The organism is Vreelandella sp. L-25, from assembly GCF_056857535.1.
On sequence record NZ_JBSXNH010000057.1, the window covers coordinates 1 to 23098 of the forward strand.

19 protein-coding genes are annotated in these 23098 nt (G+C 58.8%); 9 read left to right on the forward strand and 10 right to left on the reverse strand.

Going from position 1 to position 23098, the window contains the following annotated elements; all coding sequences use genetic code 11:
* Window positions 1-191 precede the first annotated feature (191 nt).
* The 5 genes from AC13CN_RS06180 to doeA form a co-directional block, all read right to left on the reverse strand.
* The gene (locus AC13CN_RS06180) at window positions 192-1625 is read right to left on the reverse strand and encodes an aspartate aminotransferase family protein (protein WP_253027849.1); all 1434 of its coding nucleotides are present in this window, start codon (window positions 1623-1625) and stop codon (window positions 192-194) included.
* Window positions 1626-1812: 187 nt separating this feature from the next.
* Window positions 1813-3309 (reverse strand): NAD-dependent succinate-semialdehyde dehydrogenase, encoded by a 1497-nt coding sequence (locus AC13CN_RS06185; RefSeq protein ID WP_253556930.1) that lies wholly within the window; start codon window positions 3307-3309, stop codon window positions 1813-1815.
* Between the two features lie 224 nt (window positions 3310-3533).
* Window positions 3534-4010, reverse strand: coding sequence for an Lrp/AsnC family transcriptional regulator (locus tag AC13CN_RS06190; RefSeq protein WP_253556929.1), 477 nt, complete (start codon window positions 4008-4010; stop codon window positions 3534-3536).
* Window positions 4011-4018: 8 nt separating this feature from the next.
* Window positions 4019-5050 carry a N(2)-acetyl-L-2,4-diaminobutanoate deacetylase DoeB gene (gene doeB, locus AC13CN_RS06195; protein WP_253556927.1) on the reverse strand — a complete coding sequence of 344 codons (1032 nt, stop codon included), beginning with the start codon at window positions 5048-5050 and terminating at the stop codon, window positions 4019-4021.
* 26 nt (window positions 5051-5076) lie between these two features.
* Entirely contained in the window at window positions 5077-6276 is a 1200-nt protein-coding gene (gene doeA / locus AC13CN_RS06200; RefSeq protein WP_044628651.1) for an ectoine hydrolase DoeA, read from the reverse strand.
* A gap of 299 nt (window positions 6277-6575) precedes the next feature.
* Here doeA and AC13CN_RS06205 point away from each other — a divergent pair, with 299 nt between their 5' ends.
* The 4 genes from AC13CN_RS06205 (at window position 6576) to AC13CN_RS06220 (ending at window position 10549) form a co-directional block, all read left to right on the forward strand.
* On the forward strand, window positions 6576-7511 hold the full coding sequence (locus tag AC13CN_RS06205) for a 2-hydroxyacid dehydrogenase (protein WP_062374044.1): 936 nt from the start codon (window positions 6576-6578) through the stop codon (window positions 7509-7511).
* Between the two features lie 155 nt (window positions 7512-7666).
* A complete protein-coding gene (locus AC13CN_RS06210; protein WP_089675805.1) occupies window positions 7667-8311 on the forward strand; it encodes a hypothetical protein in 645 nt (214 codons plus the stop codon).
* A complete protein-coding gene (locus tag AC13CN_RS06215; protein WP_074211577.1) occupies window positions 8312-9244 on the forward strand; it encodes a LysO family transporter in 933 nt (310 codons plus the stop codon). It begins immediately after the preceding gene.
* Between the two features lie 75 nt (window positions 9245-9319).
* Window positions 9320-10549, forward strand: a complete 1230-nt coding sequence (locus AC13CN_RS06220) for a nucleoside recognition domain-containing protein (protein ID WP_044628655.1) — start codon at window positions 9320-9322, stop codon at window positions 10547-10549.
* 196 nt (window positions 10550-10745) lie between these two features.
* On the opposite strand, the gene AC13CN_RS06225 is transcribed toward AC13CN_RS06220, so the two are convergent.
* From AC13CN_RS06225 to AC13CN_RS06240, 4 genes are all read right to left on the reverse strand, one after another.
* Window positions 10746-11444 carry an NYN domain-containing protein gene (locus AC13CN_RS06225; RefSeq protein ID WP_044628656.1) on the reverse strand — a complete coding sequence of 233 codons (699 nt, stop codon included), beginning with the start codon at window positions 11442-11444 and terminating at the stop codon, window positions 10746-10748.
* Window positions 11445-11586: 142 nt separating this feature from the next.
* Entirely contained in the window at window positions 11587-13779 is a 2193-nt protein-coding gene (locus tag AC13CN_RS06230) for an OsmC domain/YcaO domain-containing protein (protein ID WP_089675801.1), read from the reverse strand.
* Between the two features lie 142 nt (window positions 13780-13921).
* Window positions 13922-14092: a hypothetical protein gene (locus AC13CN_RS06235; protein WP_228168313.1), complete on the reverse strand. Its 171-nt coding sequence runs from the start codon at window positions 14090-14092 to the stop codon at window positions 13922-13924.
* A gap of 30 nt (window positions 14093-14122) precedes the next feature.
* The gene (locus AC13CN_RS06240) at window positions 14123-15007 is read right to left on the reverse strand and encodes a LysR family transcriptional regulator (RefSeq protein ID WP_253556925.1); all 885 of its coding nucleotides are present in this window, start codon (window positions 15005-15007) and stop codon (window positions 14123-14125) included.
* A 119-nt stretch (window positions 15008-15126) separates the two neighbouring features.
* Here AC13CN_RS06240 and AC13CN_RS06245 point away from each other — a divergent pair, with 119 nt between their 5' ends.
* On the forward strand, window positions 15127-16137 hold the full coding sequence (locus AC13CN_RS06245; protein WP_253027854.1) for a zinc-binding alcohol dehydrogenase family protein: 1011 nt from the start codon (window positions 15127-15129) through the stop codon (window positions 16135-16137).
* Between the two features lie 99 nt (window positions 16138-16236).
* Window positions 16237-16557, forward strand: coding sequence for a helix-turn-helix domain-containing protein (locus AC13CN_RS06250; RefSeq protein ID WP_044628661.1), 321 nt, complete (start codon window positions 16237-16239; stop codon window positions 16555-16557).
* Between the two features lie 11 nt (window positions 16558-16568).
* Here the strand turns inward: AC13CN_RS06250 and AC13CN_RS06255 are convergent, their stop codons facing one another.
* Window positions 16569-17156, reverse strand: a complete 588-nt coding sequence (locus AC13CN_RS06255; protein ID WP_044628662.1) for a TetR/AcrR family transcriptional regulator — start codon at window positions 17154-17156, stop codon at window positions 16569-16571.
* A gap of 215 nt (window positions 17157-17371) precedes the next feature.
* Here AC13CN_RS06255 and AC13CN_RS06260 point away from each other — a divergent pair, with 215 nt between their 5' ends.
* Genes AC13CN_RS06260 through AC13CN_RS06270 form a run of 3 tightly spaced genes read left to right on the forward strand, consistent with a single transcriptional unit; the run spans window position 17372 to window position 23096 of the window.
* Entirely contained in the window at window positions 17372-18577 is a 1206-nt protein-coding gene (locus AC13CN_RS06260) for an efflux RND transporter periplasmic adaptor subunit (protein WP_253027855.1), read from the forward strand.
* Window positions 18574-21672, forward strand: coding sequence for an efflux RND transporter permease subunit (locus tag AC13CN_RS06265; RefSeq protein ID WP_062374068.1), 3099 nt, complete (start codon window positions 18574-18576; stop codon window positions 21670-21672). The genes AC13CN_RS06260 and AC13CN_RS06265 overlap by 4 nt, the downstream gene beginning before the upstream one ends.
* The gene (locus AC13CN_RS06270; RefSeq protein WP_089675795.1) at window positions 21672-23096 is read left to right on the forward strand and encodes an ATP-binding protein; all 1425 of its coding nucleotides are present in this window, start codon (window positions 21672-21674) and stop codon (window positions 23094-23096) included. The genes AC13CN_RS06265 and AC13CN_RS06270 overlap by 1 nt, the downstream gene beginning before the upstream one ends.
* Window positions 23097-23098: the final 2 nt, after the last annotated feature.

Genomic DNA, 23098 nt, shown 5'->3' on the forward strand with positions numbered 1-23098 from the left:
TGCGGCAGACACCCTTGCTGTTCAGCTAACGGTTCCCGCTATCAGGGTCCGTAGGGGACTTTCACCCCCAAGTCATCCTGTGAGGCACCACCCTCAGGAATAGCGCCAGTCAAGGCGCTGCGCGCCATGCCTGGCGCACAACAAAAACGCCGCTGCATCAGCAGCGGCGCTTAAACGGCTAACGCAGGCGATTAAACGGTAAAAGCGGCTTCTTGCTGGCCCGTTTTCAGGTCGCCGGAGCGCACTAACTCATCGGTCACGCGGTCGATGGCACGTTTGGCACGGCCAATCATCTCGTCCACTTCACCACGATTGATGGTCAGCGGCGGCGCAAAACCTAGAATGTCACCTTGGGGCATGGCGCGGGCAATCAGGTTCTCTTCCAGCGCGGCAGCGGCGACACGCGGGCCCACTTTCAGCGCGGGGTCGAAGTGCAGGCGCTGTTTGGCATCCGGAGAGAATTCCAGCGCAGCCATCAGGCCAACACCGCGCACATCACCCAACAGCGGGTGGCCTTCAAACGTCGCTTTCAGCTGCTGCTGGAAGTAGTCGCCGGTTTCAGCCGCGTTGCCCACTAGGTTTTCGCGCTCGATGATATCCAGGTTGGCAAGGCCTGCGGCACAACCCAGGGCGTGGCCTGAGTAGGTCCAGCCGTGGCCGATAGGACCGAACTCGCCGGTACCCTGCTCAAGCACTTTCCATACTTTGTCACCAACAATTACGCCAGATAGCGGCTGGTAGGCGCTGGTCAGGCCTTTGGCGATAGTGATCAGGTCAGGCTTCATATTGTAGTGGTGGCTACCGAAGTCGGAGCCGGTACGGCCGAAGCCACATACCACTTCGTCGGCAATTAGCAGCACGTCGTACTTATCCAGTACCGGCTGAATCGCTTCCCAGTAGCCTTCCGGCGGCGGCACAATACCGCCAGTGCCAAGTACTGGCTCGCCGATAAAGGCAGCCACGGTGTCCGGCCCTTCCTCCAGAATCATGGCTTCCAACTTGTCCGCGCAGTAGGCAGAAAATTCGAGCTCGGTCATGCCATGCTGCTCGGCGGCACGCAGGTAGTAGTGCGGCGCTTCGGTATGGCGGATGGTATCGATGGGCAGGTCGAAGTGGTCGTGGAACGCCTTCAGGCCGGTCAGCGAGCCAGACGCGATGCCGGAGCCGTGGTAGCCGCGCATGCGCGAGATGACCTTTTTCTTCTGCGGGCGGCCCAGTACGTTGTTGTAGTAACGCACGATCTTGAGCTGGGTTTCGTTGGCATCAGAACCCGACATGCCGTAGTAGACCTTGGACATGTTGAGGCCTGCGATTTTCAGCACGCGCTCGGAAAGCTCGATTTGCGGCTCGTTGGAATGGCCTACGTAGGTGTGGTAGTAGGAGAGTTCCAGCGCCTGCTTATAAATCGCTTCTGCTACTTCGGTGCGGCCATAGCCGATGTTCACACAGTAAAGTCCCGCAAAACCGTCGATGAACTCGCGGCCATCTTTATCAACAATATGAATACCTTTACCACCGGTAATAACACGGCCCGGTGCGTCGCCGTGGGCGAAATCACGCAGGTGGGTGGAGGCGTGGAAGGTGACTTTACGGTCGCGTTCGATCAGATCCTGATGCAAGCTCATAACATTCTCTCTTTACAATAAACCTCCCCACTGTTGGGGAGGGTGTTTTATCTTTGGTGACTGACGTAATGTTGGGCACCTAGCGGTGCCTTCGCCCGGCGGAGCCGGCCTCCCACAGGGCCTATTCAAGCACCTCAGCGGGTGTTGTGGGAGGGCGCTTCAGCGCGCGATGCTGTGGTTCTTAAACCTAGCTGCCCGATACCGAACCCAGCGCGCCCAGGCAGTAGTACTTCGTTTCCAGATACTCATCGATACCTGTAGCGCCACCTTCACGGCCAAGGCCGGACTGTTTGACGCCGCCGAAGGGCACGGGCGGGCCGGTCATCTTCACGGAGTTGACGCTCACCATGCCGTACTCCAGTGCGCGCATCAGCTTCCAAATACGACGAATATCGTGGGTGTAGATGTACGCGGCCAGGCCGTATTCGGTGTCGTTGGCCATCTCGATCACTTCGTCGTCGCTACTATAAGCGGTAATGCCGGCCACCGGGGCAAAGTTCTCTTCCCGCCATACTTTCATTTGCGGTGTCACACCGGTCAGCAGCACGGGCATAAAGAAGTTGTCGCCCGGTGCTTGGCTTTGGTCGCCCGCGATCATGGTGGCGCCTTGGGAGATTGCGTCGTCCACAATCGCGGCTGCTTTTTCGACCGCTTGGCGGTGAATGAGCGGGCCAAGATCGACTTCGCCGTGCAGGCCATTGCCCACGGTGAGGGCCGCCATACGCTCGGTGAACTGGGCCACGAACTCATCGTGAATCGATTCGTGTACTAAAATCCGGTTAGCAGCTAGGCAGTCTTGCCCAGCGGTTTGGAACTTGGCCGCTACCGCAGCATAGGCGGCCTCTTTCGGGTCCATATCTGGCCCGACGATAAACGGCGCGTTGCCACCCAGCTCCAGTGAAAGACGCTTCACGGTGTTAGCGCTTTGCTCGATGAGCAGGCGGCCAACGCGGGTGGAGCCGGTGAACGAGAGCGCACGAATACGCGGTTCGCTGCACAAAATCTTGGAGACTTCCGCAGGCTCGCCCAATACCACGTTGAAGATGCCTTCTGGGATGCCCGCTCGCTCGGCAAGTTCTGCCAGCGCCAGCGCCGAGAACGGCGTTTCGTTGGCGGGCTTCACAATCACCGGGCAGCCTGCGGCCAGCGCGGCAGCGGCTTTGCGGGTGATCATCGCCAGTGGGAAGTTCCACGGCGTAATCATCGCGGCAATGCCCACCGGCTCTTTAATGGTGCCGAGCGATGCATTGGGAATGTGGCTCGGGATGGTCTCGCCGTAGGTGCGCTTGCCCTCTTCCGCGAACCAACGCACGAAGCTTGCGCCATACTCTACTTCACCACGGGCATCGGGCAGCGGTTTGCCCTGCTCCAGGGTCATGATGGTCGCTAGGTCTTCGCGGTTGGCTTGAATGAGGTCGTACCAGGCCAGCAGGCGTTCGCAACGCTCGTCGGCGCGCAGTGCCCGCCAGTGGACAAACGCCGCTTCGGCGGCATCCACAGCAGCGGTAATCTGCTCTGCTTCCAGCAGCGGAATATGGCCAATGGCTTCGTTGGTGGCGGGATCAAAGACGGCCTCTTCACGGCCACCTTCGCCATGGGTCCACTTGCCGTTCACGTAGGCGTACTGCCGGAACAGGCGCGGATCTTCCAGGCGTTTAGCAAGCGTGGTCGATAGTGTGGTCATGGGCACCTCCCCAGGTTGCAGCCAATACGATGAGGCCAGCTAAAGGCGACACACCGTGCACATCAAAAGGATCATCCATCGCGGCTCAAGGGTCGCGCTAAATCGATGTGTCTAGCGTAAGGGAGAATCGCCACGAAGTGTTTTTGAAAGCGCCGGTGTTTTCCGGCACTTTTTTTGTGGCAAGACGTTTTATGATGGTTTTTTTTGGCCGCAAGGCAAAGCGGCTAAAGCGCAGCGCTGGGGTCGATGCCAATCGGCTGATGCTTGACGGTCTTCGTCACGATATACGTAAAGTAGCGCTCAATGCCCACCTCCGATACCAGCCATTTATCCATCAAGCGCTGGTAGCTATCGATGGTGCGGGCTTCGAACTTCACCAGATAATCGACGCCACCGCCGACGGCCACGCACTCGGTCACTTCGGGAGTTTGCATCACCAAGGCTTCAAAGCGAGCAAAGCTTTCGGCGTTGTGCTGCTTGAGCTCGATCTGCACCCATACGGGGTTGCGCGGCACCAGCACGTCAGCATTGATGCGCGCGGTATAGCCTTCGATCACACCAGCTGTTTCCAGCCGCTTTACCCGCTCCCAGCAGGGGCTGACCGAGAGGTTAATCGCCTCGGCCAGCTTCGACTTGGTGATTCGCCCGTCCCGGGAGAGGATATCGAGGATTTTTAAATCATAGCGATCCAGTTTCATCATGCCGAGGGCTACGCCTCCAGGCGTTCGACAACATCGGCGATCACCGCCAGGGTGTCCCCCATATTGATCAGCGAGGGCGCACGGCGGGCCATGAGAATGCCATCGCGCTCGGCCTTGTACGCCACTGGTGCGGTGCCGCTGCGGGTCATATCGTAGACATAAGCGATGGTTTGGCCCTTCTTCACTTCGTCGCCCAGTGCCACCAGCAGCTCCAGCACACCGGCGTGCTGGCTCTGCACGTAGCAGCTAGCATCTGGCATATCGAGGTACATTTGCCCGCCTTCGGGCATTTCTACACTGCCCTCTACTAAACCATAATGAATCAAGAAGTTGCGCACGCCGCGCTCGGCAATGGCGATGCTTTGAGGAGTGGAAGTACCGCCGCCGCCAAGCTCGGTGGCCACGAATACTTTGCCCTGACGTTCGCAGGCGGTATCGAACAGCCTTTCAGCGTCCAGCTCGAACATCACCATGGCATAAGGCGCACCGAAGGCTTTGGCGCCTTCCAGCGCCGCCTGCTGCTGGTGTTTGTCATCCAGCACGTGGGAAGCGCCAAACGGCAGAATATCCAGCGTGCGGCCGCCAGAGTGCAGGTCGAGCACCACATCGCTCATGGGCACCAGCACGCGGGTGAAGTAGTCGGCAATTTGCGAGGTCACCGTGCCGTTAGGGTCGCCAGGAAAGCTGCGGTTCAGGTTGCCTTTATCCATGGGTGAGGTGCGTTTGCCCGCCATCACCGCTGGGGTATTCATGCAGGGCACGATGATCACGCGTCCGGTCACGTCTTCCGCTTTCAGCGTCGAGGAGAGCTTCAACAGCGAAGTGATGCCCTCGTACTCATCGCCATGGTTGCCACCGGTGAGCAGTGCCGTGGGGCCTTCGCCATTTTTTACTACCGTGACGGGGATCATCACCGCGCCCCAAGCCGACTCATCGGTGGAAATCGGCAGTTTTAAAAAGCCGTGCTGCACGCCATCGGCGTCGAAGTCAACGGTGGCGGAAATGGGGCTTGGCCGCAGTTGGTTCGGTTGAAGCGTCATTGTGTTTCCCTTGTGTTATCACGCGGCTATTTGACGAACAGCTGGCGGGGGAAATTCGCCAGGGTTTCACAGCCATCTTCGGTTATTAGGATACTTTCGGTAATCTCCAGGCCCCAGTCATCAACCCATAGGCCGGGCATGAAGTGGAAGGTCATGCCGGGCTGCAGGATAGTTTCATCCGAGGGGCGCAAACTCATGGTGCGCTCGCCCCAGTCGGGTGGGTAAGAGATACCGATGGGATAACCACAGCGGGCACCACCGCGGTCAAAGCCATATTTATCCATCGCCGCACCCAGCGCCATGGCAATATCTGCCGTGCGGTTGCCGGGTTTGGCAACCGCTAGGCCATTCTCGATACCTTCCAGCAGCGCCGACTCCGCACGGATAAAATCAACCGGTGGCGTGCCGAGAAACACCGTGCGCGACATAGGCGCATGGTAACGCTTAAACACGCCCGCAATCTCGAAGAAGGTGCCTTCGCCGGTGCGAAATGGCGTATCGTCCCAGGTTAAGTGGGGTGCGGCTGCATCTTTACCGGTGGGCAACATGGGCACGATGGCGGGGTAATCACCGCCAAATACTTTGCCGTTTTCATCGACAAAGCCCTCAATACCCACGCGATAAATCTCCGATACCAGCTTGCTCTTGGGCAGACCGGGCTCAATCACCTCAAGAATGCGCGAGTGCATCCCCTCGACGATTCTGGCCGCTACCCGCATATAAGCAATTTCTTGAGGCGACTTGATCGCCCGGCACCAGTTCACCAGCGAGTTGGCATCCATAAAGCGCGCATGGGGCAACTCTTTCAGCAGGCTTTGATACGCTTTAGCGGAGAAGTAGTAGTTATCCATCTCCATGCCCACCACACCGATATGCCAGCCACGGTCCGGCATAATCGACTGCGCCAGATACTCCATCGGGTGCATATCAGGGTTCTGGACGTAGTAATCCGGGTAGTAGGTAATATTATCGGGATGAATCCAGCAGGTGCGCAGTGCACCATTGGCATCCATCCGGCGGCCGAACCATACGGGTTCGCCTTCCAGCCCCACCAGCACGCACTGGTGGACATAAAATGACCAACCATCGTAGCCGGTTAGCCACGCCATGTTGGAGGGGTCGCTGACGATCAATACGTCAATACCACGACCGGCCATTTCAGCACGCACCTTCCACAGGCGGTTTGCATACTCTTCACGAGTGAAAGGCAGGGAAACCTCAGTCATCGGGCAACTCGCCATCAAAGATCACTAAGAACCAGCGCATGCCCTAAGGCTCACTGCGCTGGGCCACAGGATCGACCTGGCCACCGCCGCTGCTGGCCCGCCAATGTCGTCTTAAGGCGATACTAGCACCCCCCCTTGGCTGCCGGTCAAAGCCTTTATTACAAAAATTTCATATGCTGTTAACGTTAGCTTTATCTACACGTTGACAGCGTTCTCCATAATGCCCTCAGGTTGCGGTATTAAGCTCCTCTCGCCCATGATAGTCAGCATGCATTATTAACTGAGTACAAGGAGATAACATGAAAGTCGTAGTGCATATTGACGACGCGGCCCAGTGGCAGGCCGCTATTGCAGAGGCGCTTCCAGAGGCCACCGTGCTTACCAGTGATGCCCCCGCCAGCGAACGAGCCAACGCCGACTACCTAGCCGTGTGGAAAGCGCCCGCTCACCTCCTGCAAGAACAAACGCAGCTAAAAGGCATTATTAACCTAGGGGCTGGGGTCGATTATTTGCTGAAGACGCCTGGGCTCCCCAAGGATGTCCCTATTGTGAAACTACGCGATGCAGGCATGAGCGAATTGATGGCCGACTATGTGCTTTACGGCGTGCTGAACTTCTACCGCAGCATGGACCGCTACGCCGCTCAGCAGCCAAATGCCCAGTGGCAGCCCCATGCGGTGCCGGATAAAGCGAACTGGCCGGTGGGTGTATTAGGGCTAGGCGCTATCGGCAGCTATGTGGCTAGCGCGCTTCAACAGGCTGGGTTCCCGGTGCTTGGCTGGAGCCGTACCCCCAAACAGATCAGCGGCGTGCGCTGCCTGCATGGCGAGGACGGTTTAAACGAGCTACTGAACCAAGCGCAAAGCGTAGTGACCATTCTCCCCGATACAGCGGCTACCCAGCACATTCTTAACGCCGAGCGGCTGGCACAACTGCCGAAAGGTGCCAGCATCATTAACCCAGGCCGTGGTAGCTTGATTGATGAGCAAGCACTGCTGGACGCACTTGGCCATGACGGCCAGCCAGGGCACCTGCGCGGAGCACTGCTGGATGTTTTCCATGAAGAGCCGCTACCGGCAAACAACCCGCTCTGGCAGCACCCTAAGGTCATCGTCACTCCGCATATGGCGGCCCCCACACCGCTTAACGATGCCATTGATCAAGTGATTTCGTACCTGCACGCCTTTGAGGCGGGTGAAACCCTGGCTACCGTTAACCCCGACATGGGCTACTGACGTTTAACGCCACGCTCGTTATACTCGCACACGGAACCAAGCGCTCGCTAAAGGCTCTTAGGAAGACACACTGTAGGGAGGAGGAGCCTTTGCAACACACATTCGCTCGTAACACACGGCACGGCCTATTGGGCGCTACATTGACTGCCGCGCTGATGACGAACAGCGCCGTCGCGCTTGCCGATGACAGCGCTTCCTTGGCCTCTCCTCAGCCATTCGAGGCGCAGTACCGGCTTGAAATTCGCGGCTGGCCGAGCGCCAACATTACCCATACGCTCACGCATGAAGGCTCGCATTGGCTGAGCGACATGAGTTTCTCCATTGCCGTCGCCCGAGGTAACGAGCGCAGTCGTTTCTACATCGATGATGGCGACACACACTCTTTGCTTTATAACAGCAGCTACTCTCTCTTCGGCGTCGGCGACAGCTATCAGCTCAACCAAGACGACATTCCCTCCATCGATCGTCAAGCCGCCCTGTTCGACCTCTCCCGCCGGGCTGGCACCGAAGGCTGCACCGAGAGCAACCCCTGCGATATCGACTTCGTGGATCACCGTGGGCGCGACGAACACTTCCAGTACTTCGTGAACGAGCCCACTACAGCCCGTGTGCCTGCCGGTGAGTTCGACGCTAAGCAGGTCACGCTGATTGATGCCGAAAAGCCTGACCGGCATTTGCTGATCAACTTCCATCCTGACTGGCCGGGGCTCATCCTCTCAGCCACCTATGAAAAAGAGGGGCGCCGACAAACGACACTCACCATGACCCACTTCAACCCCGCCGGGGGTAACGCGCCCTAAATGCTCTCTGGCCTATTGATCGTTTTACTGCCGCTGTTTTTGGGCTACTTGGTACGTGTCCGTTCGACCCGCTTGCTGAATCTGATTAACCGAGCCGTCAGCGGCTCGGTGTACCTGATTCTGCTGTTTATGGGTGTGAGCCTCGCCGGGCTTGAGAATTTAGGCAGCCAGCTCTCTCGTCTGGGTGGCAATGCCCTACTGCTGTTTACCATCACCACGCTGTTTAACTTAGCCGCACTGTGGTGGCTTTCTCGGCGAGTGCGGCTCAGCGCGAGCGGCTCTCCGGTAGTGAAAGATGCCCCCACCAGCAAACTCGCCGCCATGCAGGGCTCGTTAATGCTGGTGGGCGTGGTCGCAGCGGGTGTCACTGCGGGGCTGCTGCTTGGGCCAATGGTTGGCGAGACGCTGTTCACCACCGCCGACTGGCTAGCCGAGTGGGTGCTGTACCTGCTGCTGGTGTTGATTGGCTGCCAGTTACGCAACTCCGGTATGCCGCTGAAGCAAATTTTGCTCAACCGCTTGGGGCTTGCCATTGCCGTCACGCTGGCGTTGAGTTCGCTACTGGCGGGGCTGGCCGCCGCCCCGCTGCTCTCACTGAGCTGGAACGAGGGCCTCGCCATGGCCTCGGGCTTCGGCTGGTACTCGCTGTCCGCCATCCTGATTGGCGACCAGCTCGGCCCGCTGATGGGTGGTGTGGCGTTCTTCAACGACCTCTCCCGCGAGCTGCTGGCGTTTATCCTGATCCCGCTGGTCATTCACCGCCATACCGCACTCGCCATCGGCTACGGCGGGGCGACCTCCATGGATTTCACTCTTCCTGTTATCCAGCAGCACGGCGGCGTGGCCTGTGTGCCCATTGCCGTGGTTAGCGGCTTTATCCTCTCGCTGCTGTCGCCTCCGCTGATTCTGTTCTTTCTTTCGCTTTCGGGTTAGCACGCACGGGCGCTCCTTGGTTAGGATACGCAGCAAACGCATACCCTCTTTTATGACCAAGGACGCCCACCCGCCATGCTCAACGGAATCTGGTTAAGCTTCTTTATTGCCGCCTTTGCGGCATCGCTCTGGCAGTGGCTGGTGGGTGGCGATAGCGAAGTGTTTGCCCGCTTGGTGCAGTCGCTGTTCGATATGGCGAAGGTGAGCGTCGATATTATCTTGGTGCTGCTGGGCACCATGACGCTGTGGCTGGGGTTTCTTTCCATTGCCGAAAAGGCAGGGTTGATACGACTACTGGGGCGGGTACTCGACCCGCTTTTTAGCCGCCTGATGCCCGAAGTGCCCCGTGGCCACCCGGCCATGGGGCTGATTAGCATGAACTTCGCGGCGAACATTCTCGGCCTGGATAACGCCGCCACGCCGATCGGTATCAAAGCGATGCATTCGCTGCAAAGCCTTAATCCCAGCAGTGAGACTGCCAGCAACGCTCAAATCCTGTTTTTAGTGCTTAATACCTCGTCGCTCACCCTGCTGCCCGTCACTATTTTTATGTACCGCGCCCAGCAGGGAGCCACCGACCCCACGCTGGTATTTTTACCTATCTTGCTCGCGACTAGCGCTTCTAGCCTGGCTGGGCTTTTGGCAGTAGCGGTGATGCAGCGTTTAAAGCTCTGGCACCCGGTCGTGTTGGCCTATTTAGTGGCAGCTGCGTTAGCGTTAGGGCTATTGATCACTACTTTAGCGGGGATGTCCGCTCAGGCGCTGGCGGCGGCCTCAACGCTGGTGGGCAATCTGACCCTGTTTAGCATTGTGATGATGTTTCTGGTGGTTGGCGCGCTTCGCGGAGTGAAGGTGTACGACGCCTTTATCGAAGGGGCTAAAGAGGGCCTGAGCTTTACCATCACCCTGCTGCCCTACCTAATTGCCATGCTGGTCGCGGTGGGTGTGCTGCGCGCCAGCGGCGTGCTGGATGCCGGGCTTGGCGGGATCCGCTGGCTGGTTGAGGGCATCGGCTGGGACACCCGCTTTGTGGATGCGCTACCCACCGCCTTTGTGAAACCGCTCTCCGGTAGCGGCTCCCGTGCCATGATGATCGAAACCATGAACACCTTTGGTGTCGATAGCTTCCCTGGGCTACTGGCAGCCACCTTCCAAGGCAGCACCGAAACCACGTTTTACGTGCTGGCGGTTTACTTCGGTGCCGTAGGCATCACCCGCATTCGCCATGGGTTGGGATGCGCCCTGGTCGCCGATATAGCAGGCATCACCACCGCCATTCTGGTGTGCTACTGGTTCTTTGGCTGAATTGCGCGAAGAGTGTTGTACCAAGCCAGGCCTGCCATGAAATTTGGCGCAGCGGTGCAGTTGGTTGCACTCACTGCGCCAATTGCTGCACCAAAGTGCATCACATAAAAACGGTGCGGGCCTTTTAAGGCAACGCACCGTTAGGGGACTTACAAAATTCACTAACTGTTCTTTTAAGACTAAACAAAACTCCTCATCAGTATTGGCGCCTAAGAGGAAGTTCTGGCTTCGGGCAAGTCGTTCTTAGCCCATCAATATGCTCGTGCAATCCTGCGGGAATCGTCTGCCACATTGGATCGAGGATGAAATCGATACCTTCGCGTCTCGCAATTTTTGCAGCAGGTACAAAATCAGCGTCACCAGCCATAAGCACAATTTGATCAACTTGCCCTTTTAACGTCAAAGAAGTGACATCAACTCCTATACGCATATCGACCCCCTTTTGCCGAACATCAACGCGCACATCATTCTCAGTCAAATCATCAAGCGATATTTTATGCTTTAGCAATGCTTTGATTTTTTCAGGTTTAAGTGTCCACTGAGCATCATCCGAAAGATGGCCCAGACGGACTGCTAATTTGCGTTTCCCCAACAAGGCTTGGTGCAGCTCTTTACGAAAAAGCGCCTCTGGCGTTTTGGAAAAGTCGATGGCTTTCCCTGAAATAGGGTTATGCATCTTTTTCGATAGGGGCGGGCAGTCGTAGAAAAAAATTCTGTACAAATCACGCCGTTGATTCGTTTGACTGTTTCCATGGCGGCTCTTCTCATGCAAGTGACTTACCGCCCACCGAAACAAACAATCAGCTGCTCTTTTTCCATCATACGCATTGGAGGGCTCTATGCGCCTGAAACGCTTAATAAAATAGCCACCATCAATCAATATTGCTGTAGGCATGGCTTTTTTCCTTCTTCAAACAAAAAACGCCCTAGGGGTCGGCTTATCCCGAGATATGTGGGAAAGCTTACTGCCTAAGGCGTGGATAATTTCTAGCTTACGGAGTACTTAATGCCTCGTCAACCCCAATCGCCTCTACAGGTTACATGCGCGCAATACCCGCTTTTGCCGCTCGCGCTGCGTGAAGCTTCTTGTAGCTTTCGATCAGGCGCTGGTGGCGATCCAAGCCCTCTAACTGCATATTGGTGGGCGTGAGGCCGTGGAAGCGTACGCTGCCGTCTACTGAACCCACGACCGCCTCCATAGTCGCTTCGCCGAACATGCGCTTGAAGTTGGGTAAGTAGTCGTCCAGCGCCAATTCGTCGTCCAGCTCAATCTCCAGTACCGCGTTCACCGCCTGGTAGAACAGGCCGCGCTCAACGGTGTTGTCATTGTACTGGAGGAACATCTGCACGCAGTCAAGCGCCTCTTCATGGCGGCCAAGTGCCAGGTAAACCAGCAGTTTCAGCTCCAGAATGGTCAGCTGGCCCCACACGGTGTTCTCGTCGAACTCGATACCAATCAGCGTGATGATATCGGTGTGGTCGTCCATCTGGCTCTCTTCCAGCCGCTCGACCAGATCAGTGAGCTGGTCGTTATCCAGGCGGTGCAGATTGAGAATGTCCTCGCGGTAATCCAGCGCCTTGTTGGTGTTATCCCAAATCAGATCTTCAATGGGGTACACCTCGGAGTAGCCTGGCACCAGAATCCGGCACACCGGCGCGCCCAGGTCTTCGTGGACCGCCATGTACACTTCCGCGCCCAGCTGTTCAAAAATGCCAAACAGCGTATTGGCCTCTTCTTCGTTGCTGCCGGAGAAGTCCCATTCACTGAATTCAAAATCAGGCTTGGCACTAAAGAAACGCCACGACACCACGCCGAAAGAGTCGATAAAGTGTTCTACGAAGTTGTTCGGCTCGGAGACGGTTTGCGAGTTAAATGTCGGCAGCGGCAGGTCGTTAAAGCCTTCAAAGCTGCGCCCTTGAAGCAGCTCGGTCAGGCTGCGCTCCAGCGCCACTTCAAAGCTTGGGTGGGCACCAAAGGAGGCAAACACGCCGCCGGTACGCGGGTTCATCAGCGTCACGCACATGACCGGGAACTGCCCGCCCATGGAGGCATCCTTCACCAGCACCGGGAAGCCTTGGGCTTCCAGGGCATTAATGCCCTCTACAATGTTCGGGTACTTGGCCAACACTTCTTGGGGTACGTCGGGCAGGGTCAACTCCTGTTCGAGGATCTCCCGCTTCACCGCCCGCTCGAAAATTTCAGATAAACACTGCACCTGAGCTTCCACCAGGGTATTGCCCGCGCTCATACCATTACTGAGGAACAGGTTCTCGATCAGGTTGGAGGGAAAGTAGACCGTTTCTCCGTCGCTTTGGCGCACAAAGGGCAGCGAAACGATGCCCCGGTCTTCACGGCCCGAGTTGGTATCGATCAGGTTCGATCCACCCAGCTCGCCTTCTGGGTTGTAAATCGCCAGGCAGTGCTCGTCGAGAATGCCTTCCGGCAGCTCGTCATTCGGCCCCGGCTTGAACCACTTCTCATTGGGGTAGTGCACGAATTCGCTGTTCGCGATCTCTTCACCCAAGAATTGATCGTTGTAGAAGAAGTTGCAGCTCAAACGCTCGATGAACTCGCCCAGCGCCGAACAGAGCGCGCTCTCTTTGGTCGCGCCTTTGCCGTTGGTAAAGCACATGGGCGAGGCCGCATCGCGGATATGCAGCGACCACACGTGGGGCACGATATTGCGCCAGGAGGCAATCTCGATCTTCATGCCAAGGTCGGCCAAAATGCCGCTCATATTGGCAATGGTCTGCTCCAGCGGCAGATCTTTGCCTTCGATGTAGGTGCTGCTCCCCTCCGGCGCGCCCATCAGCAGCGCTTGGGCGTCCTCATCGATGTTCTCGACCACTTCAATCTGGAACTCGGGGCCGGTCTGAACAACCTTCTTCACCGTGCAGCGGTCGATGGAGCGCAGGATGCCTTCGCGATCCTTTTCCGAGATATCTTCCGGCAGCTCTACCTGGATTTTGAAGATCTGCTTGTAGCGGTTTTCCGGGTCGACGATGTTGTTTTGCGACAGGCGAATGTTCTCGGTGGGAATATTGCGCGCGTTGCAGTACACCTTGACGAAGTAGGCGGCACACATGGCCGACGACGCCAGGAAGTAGTCAAACGGGCCAGGGGCCGAGCCGTCGCCCTTGTAGCGAATCGGCTGGTCGGAGATGACCGTAAAATCGTCGAACTTGGACTCCAGGCGGAGGTTGTCGAGATAGTTAACTTTGATTTCCATAAGCGGGCGTCCAGAGTAATGGGTGTGCCTAGTGCCGATGCATCAGGCGAATGGCGGCCATTATCCAGTTTTTTGCCCGCTTCGTCTTGGGCAGTCGCGTGAATCGCTTATTGCGGCTCCAGCAAGAACGGCAGCGACTCCTCTAGCAGCAGGTCAGGAATCTCTTCGGCGATATAGTGCCCGCAAGGCAGCGCTCGTACTCCGCCAGCGCTTCTAGGGCGAACGGTGCCATGCCCGCGCTGCGGGTGCCCATCCGATAGGCAGTATCGACGCCGTTAACGCGGCGTGTCTGTTTTTCAAGCCCTTCAAACATGGCTAGCTCCTCGCGGATAGATGATGCTCTTCATTCGACGACTTCTTGTAACCGTTCGATCAGAAAGTCTTTCAGCGCGACCACGGCGGGAGTGAGCGACAGCCGATGCGGGCAGACGAGATACAGCGGCGCGGGCTCGGTAGAAAACGAGGCCAACAGCGCCACCAAGCGGCCTGCATCGAGGTCTGCCTGAACATCGAGGCGAGATTTATAGGCAATGCCCTCTCCCGCCAGCGCCCAGCGGCGCACACACTCGGCATCGTCGCTCACTCGATTGCCCTGCACGCTGATACGCTCACTGCCGAACTGCCACTGGTTGTGCACCCGCTCGCCCAGGTTGAAGCAGAGGCAGTTGTGCTGGCGTAATTCATCTGGAGTGGCAGGCTCGCCGTGGCGCGCGATATAGCTTGGTGCTGCGCACACCGCCCGGTGGTTATCGCTTTTTAGCGGCAGGGCTACCAGGCTGGAATCCTCCGGCACGCCGTAGCGCAGGGCAATCTCCACCGGCTGGCGAAACAGGTCGCTCACCCGGTCACTCACCCGAAGCCGCAGGCGCAGCTGCGGATGCCGCGCCATAAAGCGATCCAGCCAGCCCAGCAGCACGTTGCGGCCCAGATCAGACGGCATGGAGAGGCTGAGCTCTCCCGCTATCTCCTGGCGCTCGCGGTGCAGTTCTTTTTCCCCTTCGGCAAGGGCACTCAGCGCCGTTTTCGCATGCACCAAATAGTGCGCCCCGGCGGGCGTTAGCCGCAAGCTGCGGGTAGAGCGCACCAGCAGCCGCGTGCCTAGCGCGTCTTCAAGCCGTTTGATCGCAACGCTAGCCACCGCTGGGGTAATCGCCAGCTCCCGCGCGGCAGCGGAAAGGCTGCCGTGCTCGGCGGCGTAGACAAGCACGTTTAGGTCATCGGTACGCATGGAGCGATAGCGCCCTTATTTTCAAAAAAAATTGGAAACTGTTAGCTACATTAGCCCTCTTTTTCACAAAACGACACCCAGGCATGATGTCGCCATTCATCATCGCTTGGAGAACGACCATGAAAGCATTTGCGTTTACCAAAAGCCTGCCAATCGACCACCCAGACGCCCTACACGCCGTCGAGCTACCGCTGCCCACCCCCGAGCCCCACGATATTCGTGTCGCGGTCAGCGCAGTTTCCGTCAATCCGGTAGATGCCAAGGTGCGCAAAAGCGCGCTGCCTGAAGGCGGCGAGCCGCGGGTGCTGGGTTACGACGCGGTAGGCGTGGTCGATGCCGTGGGCAGTGCGGTCACTCGCTTTCAGCCAGGTGACCGGGTGTGGTACGCAGGCAGCATTGCGCGCCAAGGCTCCAATGCCGAGTACCAACTGGTCGATGAGCGTATCGTCAGCCTGGCGCCGAAAAGTCTGTCTGACGTCCAGGCAGCGGCTCTCCCTCTCACCGCCATTACCGCCTGGGAGCTACTGTTTGACCGCCTGGAACTGGGCCTGCGCGACACCAAAGGCAAAACATTATTAGTGGTAGGTGCTGCCGGTGGCGTTGGCTCGATTCTGATTCAGCTGGCCAAGCAGCTCACCGATATCACCGTGATTGGGACGGCCTCACGCCCGGAAAGCCAAGCCTGGGTCACGTCGCTCGGCGCCGATGCGGTGATCGACCACCGCCAACCGCTGGATGAAGCGCTCAAAGCCGCAGGCTACGAGCAGGTGGATATGGTCATCAGCCTTAACCAAACCGATCACCACTTCGAGGCGATCATCAATGCCTTGAAGCCCCAGGGTAAACTGGCGCTGATCGATGACCCGGAGCTGATCGACGTGCGCAAACTCAAGCTCAAGAGCCTGTCACTGCACTGGGAGCTGATGTTCACGCGGCCGCTGTTTACCACCGAGGACATTGCCAAGCAGCACGACCTATTGAGCGAAGTCGCCGCCATGGTGGATAGCGGCCGTTTAACCACGACGCTGGGCGAAGTGCTTGGCCCTATCAATGCCGATAACCTAACGCGCGCTCACGCGCTGATCGAGAGCAATCGTACTGTGGGTAAGCTGGTGTTAGAGGGCTTCTAACCACGTGCACCGCTTATTTTAAGCAGGTGTGAGGGGCGAGCCGTTGCACTCTTGGGCGCAAGGCGGCACATTAGCCGCCACCGCCCAAGAGTCACGCCTATGCACGATGAATTTGTGGCCAATTTGCGCCTGCTGTGCAGCTACTACCCCTCTATTGCCGACGTGTGCCTTCGCCTGCCCATCAACCGGGCGCAGTTCAACCGCCACCTCAGCGGACGCTACTACCCCAGCCATGCCGCGCTCCAGCGTATTTGCCACTTTTTTGGCGTCACGCCGGACGACATTGCCCTGCCCCACCACGATTTTCGGGCGCTGGTACAAACCGGCCAGCTCAATGCCGACACCGCGAGCACCTCGCTGCTCGCCGCCGTGAACAACGACGTGTCTAGCGGTGATTACCACTTCCGCGCTCGCCATTGATGTATCGCCTGCTAGCGTGGCACCAGCACTTGATCGAACAAAATGGCTTCGAAGTGTTCCATAGGGGCCAGAGATTTGAGTGTTTTGGCCCGCAGAATCGCCCCTTCCCATCCGGAGAGAATAAAGCTGGCCAGCGCCTCAGGCGGGATGGCGGCATTGATCGTGCCGTCGGCTTGGGCTTGGCTCAAGCAGGCCACAAAGCGTTTTTCCCAACGCTGAAATACCAAATTCAGGGCGTCACGGAAGGTATCACTCTGGCCGGAAAGCTCCTGACCGAGATTACCGATCAAGCAGCCGGTGGTGTGATCGCAGTCGAGCATATGGGCGCGCCCGGTGGCAAAGTAGCGGCGCAAACGCTCCAGGGGCGGCAGGGCGGGGTCTTCCAGCAGCGCCGCTAACGACGCATCGTAATCGTCGGCGAAGCGCTCGATGACCGCCAAGCCGAAGTCTTCTTTGCTGGAAAAGTAGTGGTAGAACGAGCCTTTGGGGACACCGCAGGTTTTTAATACAGCATTGATACCCGTCGCATTATAGCCCTGCTGGGCAATCAGCTCGGCACCAGAATCAATGAGTTTGTCGCGGGTGGCGGTGTTTTTCATAACGTCATACAGATCAGGGAGTCTATGGCTTTTCACATGAATGATGGCAGCTATTACTTGCTGCGTCAGCGTTTGGTGCAAAAAAGCCCCGTCACGTCGGGTTGCACACTTTTTGCACAAAGCTTACCTAATCGCTGCGTGGCAATCGGTGATGCTAGCATGATACGCACTCTTTTCTGGAATTTTTGCTCTCAGCCAACGGATAACACCCGTCCATGCCCCCCTCTCGCTCTTACGCTTTTTCTCAGCAAGGTCGCATCGGCTTCGGTGCACTGGCAGCGCTATTGGTGTTTGCCGGTGGTTTAGCTCTCGCTTGGTGGATCGTTAGCCAGCCGCCACGGGTCGAGCGCCGCCCGCCGCCTCCGCCAACGCCGCCCGTGGTCGATGTCATCACCACGGAACAGCAGGTGCAGTCACCCACGCTGAACGGCTTTGGCCGCGTTGAGGCAGAAAAATCCACCGAGCTTGCCAGCCGCGTAGCGGGCCAGCTAGAGCGCTTTGGCGATGGCGTGCTGCCTGGGCGAGTCGTGGAGCAAGGGGAGCCTGTGGCCCACATCGACCAAGCCGACCTGCGCTTAACGCTAGAAGACGCCGACGCCCAGTTGGCGAATGCCCAGGCGCAGCTCGCCTTAGAGCAGGCCGAGCAGCAGCGCGCGCGCAGCGAGTACGAATCCTTTGGCCGCCAGCTCAGCGCCGAACGCCGCGCGCTGGTGCTGCGTGAACCACAGCTCCGTCAGGCCCAGGCTCAACTGACCCAAGCCCGCGTGGTGCGTGACCAAGCGGCGCTCAACCTAGAGCGTGCGACCTTAACCGCCCCGTGGCGCGCCATGGTGCAAGAGCGTTTGGTGGGCGCTGGCAGCCTGCTGAGCCAAGGCACCGCCGTGGTGAGTTTGGTCGGCGTCGAGCAGTTCTGGGTGCGCGCCTCGCTGCCGGGCGAAACGCTGGATTGGCTCTCGCCGGGGGGGAGCGTCACGCTGACCAGCCAAGGCTGGCCAGAAGGTGCCTCTCGGGAAGGCACCTTGCTCTCTATTCTGCCCAACCTCGAAGAGAACGGCCTGCAGGCCCAGCTGTTGATTGCCGTGGATGATCCGCTGGCGCTCAACCAGGACGGCCCCGCCCTGCGCTTGGGAGATGTGCTGCGCGTGGCGTTTCATACCACCGCCGAAGAGCCCTTGATTGCGCTGCCCTCAGCCGCACTACGCCCCGGCGAGCAGGTGTGGTGGGTGGATGACGAGAATCGCCTGCAGAGTACCCAGGTCACACTCGCCTATCGCGGCCAGGAAGAAGTGCTGATACGCAGCGGCCTGGAGCCCGGTCAGCGGGTAGTGACAGCCGGGCTGGCCCAACCCCGAGAGGGCCAGGAAGTGCGGATTCGCCAGCGTGGCGATACCCCCGCTCAGGATGAGGGAGCGGCTCAATGATGCGTAAAGGCCCGCTGGCGTGGATGGTCGATCACGGCGTCGCCCCCAACCTGATGATGGTACTGTTTATCGTCGGCGGGTTAATGGCCTCACTGGCGATCAAAAAAGAGGTGTTTCCCGAATTCGAGACGGAAATCGTCCAGGTCACCATCAGCTATCCGGGCGCTACGCCAGAGGACGTCGAGCAGAGTTTGCTGCTGCCGGTCGAGGCCGCGATTGCCGATGTGGAAGGCATCGATGAACTGACCGCCAGCGCCAGCGAAGGCAGCGGGGTGGTCAGCGCCACGCTGATTGATGGCGTGGACGTGATGCGGGCGTATCAGGATATTCAGCAATCCGTGAACGCCATCACCACCCTGCCCGCCGCCGCCGACCCGCCCCGCTTCACCCTGGCAGGCCGCTCGCGCAGCGTGGTCAGCCTTCAGGTGTATGGCAACGTGGGCTTGGCCGCGCTCCACGATGCGGCCGAGAACGTACGCGCCGAGCTGCAGGCCACCAGCGGTATTTCCCGCGCCGAGCTTTCCGGCAACCGCGAACGGGAAATCCAGGTTCATTTGGATGACGAGGCCATCGAGCGCTACGGGTTGGATCATCAGCAGTTGGCGAGCCGCATCGCCGAGGAAGCGCTGGACCTTGCCAGCGGCCAGCTCACAACCGACGCGGGTGAGTGGCTGATTCGCTACCAGGGGCGGCGCAACAGCGCCGAGGAGTTTGCCGAACTGCCCATCTTAACCACCGCCCAGGGTGCGCCCGTTATGCTCGGCGATATCGCCAGAGTGAGCGAAGGCTTTGCCGAAACCGACCGGGAGGAGTTTTACAACGGTCAGCCAGGGCTATCGGTAGATGTGTATCAAATCGGCGACCAAACGCCCACGAGTATTTCTAATGCGGTTTACGGTGAGTTAGAGCGGCTGCAAGCCAACCTGCCCGATGGCGTCAGCCTGGACGTTTCACGGGATAGCTCGGAAGTTTACGAAGACCGCCTCAGCCTGCTGCTGAAAAACGCCTGGATGGGGCTAGCGCTGGTACTGATTTTGATGGCGCTGTTTTTAGAGGCGCGGCTGGCCTTTTGGGTCACGCTAGGCATTCCCACGGCGTTTTTAGGGGCCATGCTGTTTCTACCCTGGGTCGGCGTGTCGCTCAATATGATGTCGATGTTCGCCTTTATCATCGCCCTCGGCATCGTGGTGGATGACGCCATCATGGTGGGCGAAAACATCTACAGTTACCGAGAGCAGGGCTACTCGCTGCGAGATGCGGCGGTTAAAGGCGCTCAAGAAATTGCCACTCCGCTGACCTTTGCCATCCTCTCCAATATCGTCGCGTTTCTACCGCTCTTGTTCCTGCCGGGATTTCTGGGGCTGATTTTTGCCACCGTGCCGGTGGTGGTGATTACCGTGTTTATTATCTCGCTAGTGGAAGCGCTGTTTATTCTGCCCGCCCACTTGGCCCACGCCAGCAAGCCCCGCCAAACGCCCGCGTGGCAGCGGCCCATCGAAGCGGTGCGACTCAGTATGCAGCGCGGTTTGCATCACTTCACCTATCAACAGTTTGAGCCTCTGTTACAGCGCGCGCTCAATCAGCGCCTGCTCACGGTCTCTATTGGCGTCGCCATTCTCTGCGTGACCATGGCCTGGGCGATGAGCGGGCGGTTAGGTTTTTCTCTGATGCCTCGGGTCGAGTCTGATCAGGTGCAAGCCACCGTCACCTTGCCGATTGGCAGCCATATCAGTGTAAGTCGCGAGCTAAGCCAACAGCTCCTCGATGCCGCCGCACAGCTCAGCGAGCAGGAAGAGACGCTCACCTTCAACAGCACCCGCAGTAGCCTAGATGGCGAAAGCCTGGAAGTGCGTTTGGATATCGCGCCGGAAAGCCTGGATGCCTGGCCTCCTTCTCGCATTGCCCAGGAGTGGCGGGATCTCACTGGGGATCTGTTAGGCGCGCAGTCAGTGCGCTTTGAATCTGACTTTGGCGGCCCCGGTAGCGGGGCGGCGCTGAGCCTGCGACTCTCCCACCCCAATACCCAAGTACTAGAAGACGCCGCCGCAGGTTTGGCAGAACGGTTGGCAGAGTATGGCTTAACCGATATCGACAGCGGCCTGGGCGATGGCAAGCCACAGCTAGAGATGCGTCTCTCCGCCGAAGGTCGTTCACTCGGGCTAACCGGCAGCGACCTCGCCCAGGCGCTGCGCGGCCCGCTGCAAGGAGCCACGGCGGTGGAGCAGTTTATCGGCCGCCAGGAGGTGAGCGTGGAAGTGCGCTTGCCAGAGCAGTCGCGCAACAGCCTTAGCGAGCTGTACCGCCTGCCGGTCAGAACCCCCGACGGGATGAGCGTGCCGCTCTCTAGAGTCGCGGATATCACTCTGAGCCAAGCCTCTAGCAGCCTGCAGCGTATCGATGGGCGGCGGATTATCACCGTCACTGCCGATTCAGAGGGCGACCAAGCGATTAACCAAGTGCTCGCCACCCTTCAAGAAGAGGTCTTCCCCACGCTCAGCAACACCTGGCCAGGGCTTGAAGTTAGCATGGGCGGCCGCCAACAGGATACCGCCGACAACCTCGCCACCCTGCGTAACGCCATGTGGCTGATGTTAGCCGCCCTCTATGCGCTGCTCGCTATTCCGTTCAGAAGCTACCTACAGCCGCTGTTGGTGATGGCCGCAATTCCGTTTGGTATCGTCGGTGCCGTGGGCGGGCATATGCTGATGGGCTTTGGGCTGTCGATCATCAGCCTATTAGGTATGCTAGCGCTCTCCGGCGTGGTGATTAACGATGCGTTGGTGTTGATCGACTACGCTAACCGTAAGCGACGGGAAGGCATGGCGCCTCGCGAAGCGATTGTGGCCGCCGCCACCCGACGCTTGCGGCCGATTATGATGACCACGCTGACCACATTCCTGGGGCTTGCGCCGATGATTCTGGAAACCTCACGCCAGGCACGCTTTATGATCCCCATGGCGATTTCGCTAGGCTTTGGCATGCTCTTCGCCACCCTGATTCTGCTGCTGGTAGTGCCCTGCCTCTATTTAGGGCTGGAAAACCTACGTGAACGGTTAAGCGCCCCGCGCCAGCCTAGCCAGCAGGGCATAAACTAATGAGTAGATGGACCCGACTGCGTCAGTGGCGGCCCTCACGGCTGGGGCTAAAGCTGTTTGTGGCAATTTTAAGCGTTAACGTGGCCATCGCGGCGAGCGTGTTTCTGGCGGTCTCTTACAGCATCGACCGCGGCTTTCTTGAGTATCTCAATCAAGCCCAGGAGCGGCGGGCCACGCTGCTTGCCGATGGGTTGATTACCCGCTGGGAAACCCAGGGCGACTGGGCTTGGTTAGAAGCGTCGCCTGGTCGCTGGCCCTATATTGTGCGCTTTGAACTCGGTCAGGAGCATCGTGACCGTCCATCGCCTCTCGGCGAAGCTGAGGATTTTGCTCTGCGCGATAGCAAAGGGGGTTATGTTGTACCACCTGCGGATGCACCGCGTGGCTCAATGGGCTGGCGCTGGCTAACGCTGTATAGCGATATGACCCCAAGCGGCCAGCGAGAAGCGATTGGCGCGCTGGGTTTTCGCCCGCCGCAGGAGATGATGGAGCGCATGGAGAGCCGCTTTCTGGAGCGCCAGCAGCGTAACCTAGTGCTAATCGTGATCTCGCTAGGGCTGGCCTCGCTGCTGCTGGCAGGCGGGCTCTCCTGGTGGCTGGGTCGGCGCACCCGCGCCCTGGCCGGGGCTACGCTGCGCTTAACCGAAGGCGACTACCACACCCGCCTGCCAGAGCGTGGTAAAGACGAGCTTTCCCGCCTTGCCCGAGATTTCAACGTGCTGGCCGCCACGCTTGAAGCCAGCCGTGAAGCCCGCGCCCGCTGGGTCTCGGACACCGCCCATGAGCTGCGCACCCCACTGGCCGTGCTGCGGGGTGAAATTGAAGCCATGCAGGACGGCATCCGCCCGCTGAACCAGGAAAACTTAAGTTCGCTGGCTCAGGAAGTGGCTCAGCTAGAGCGCTTAGTAGCCGATTTACGCCTGCTCTCCCAAAGCGATGCGGGCGCGCTGGATATCCAGCTTGCCCCCATGAATCTCAGCGAAAGCCTGGAAAGCCGCCTGAACGACGCCGACCGCTGGCTGGAAGAGAGCGGCCTGACCCTCACCACGGCCCTGGCCGATGATGTGATGATTCGTGGCGATGCCCAACGGCTGCGCCAGCTGTGGAGCAACCTGCTGGATAATAGCTGTGCCTACACCCAGCCGCCTGGCAAGCTGAGTGTTTCCCTTATCTGCGAACGGGGCGACGCGGTGATTACCTGGCAAGATAGTGCCCCCGGAGTTCCTGAAGAGGAGCTGTCACGTTTAACCGAGCGGCTCTACCGGGTGGAGGGTTCGCGCAACCGCGCCAGCGGTGGCAGCGGCCTGGGGCTTTCTATTGCCAGCGCGCTGGTAACGGCTCATGGCGGCACGCTCACACCCAGCGCCTCGGCGCTGGGTGGCTTAACTTGGACCCTACGGTTGCCACTGTTAACCGCCTCTTAAAC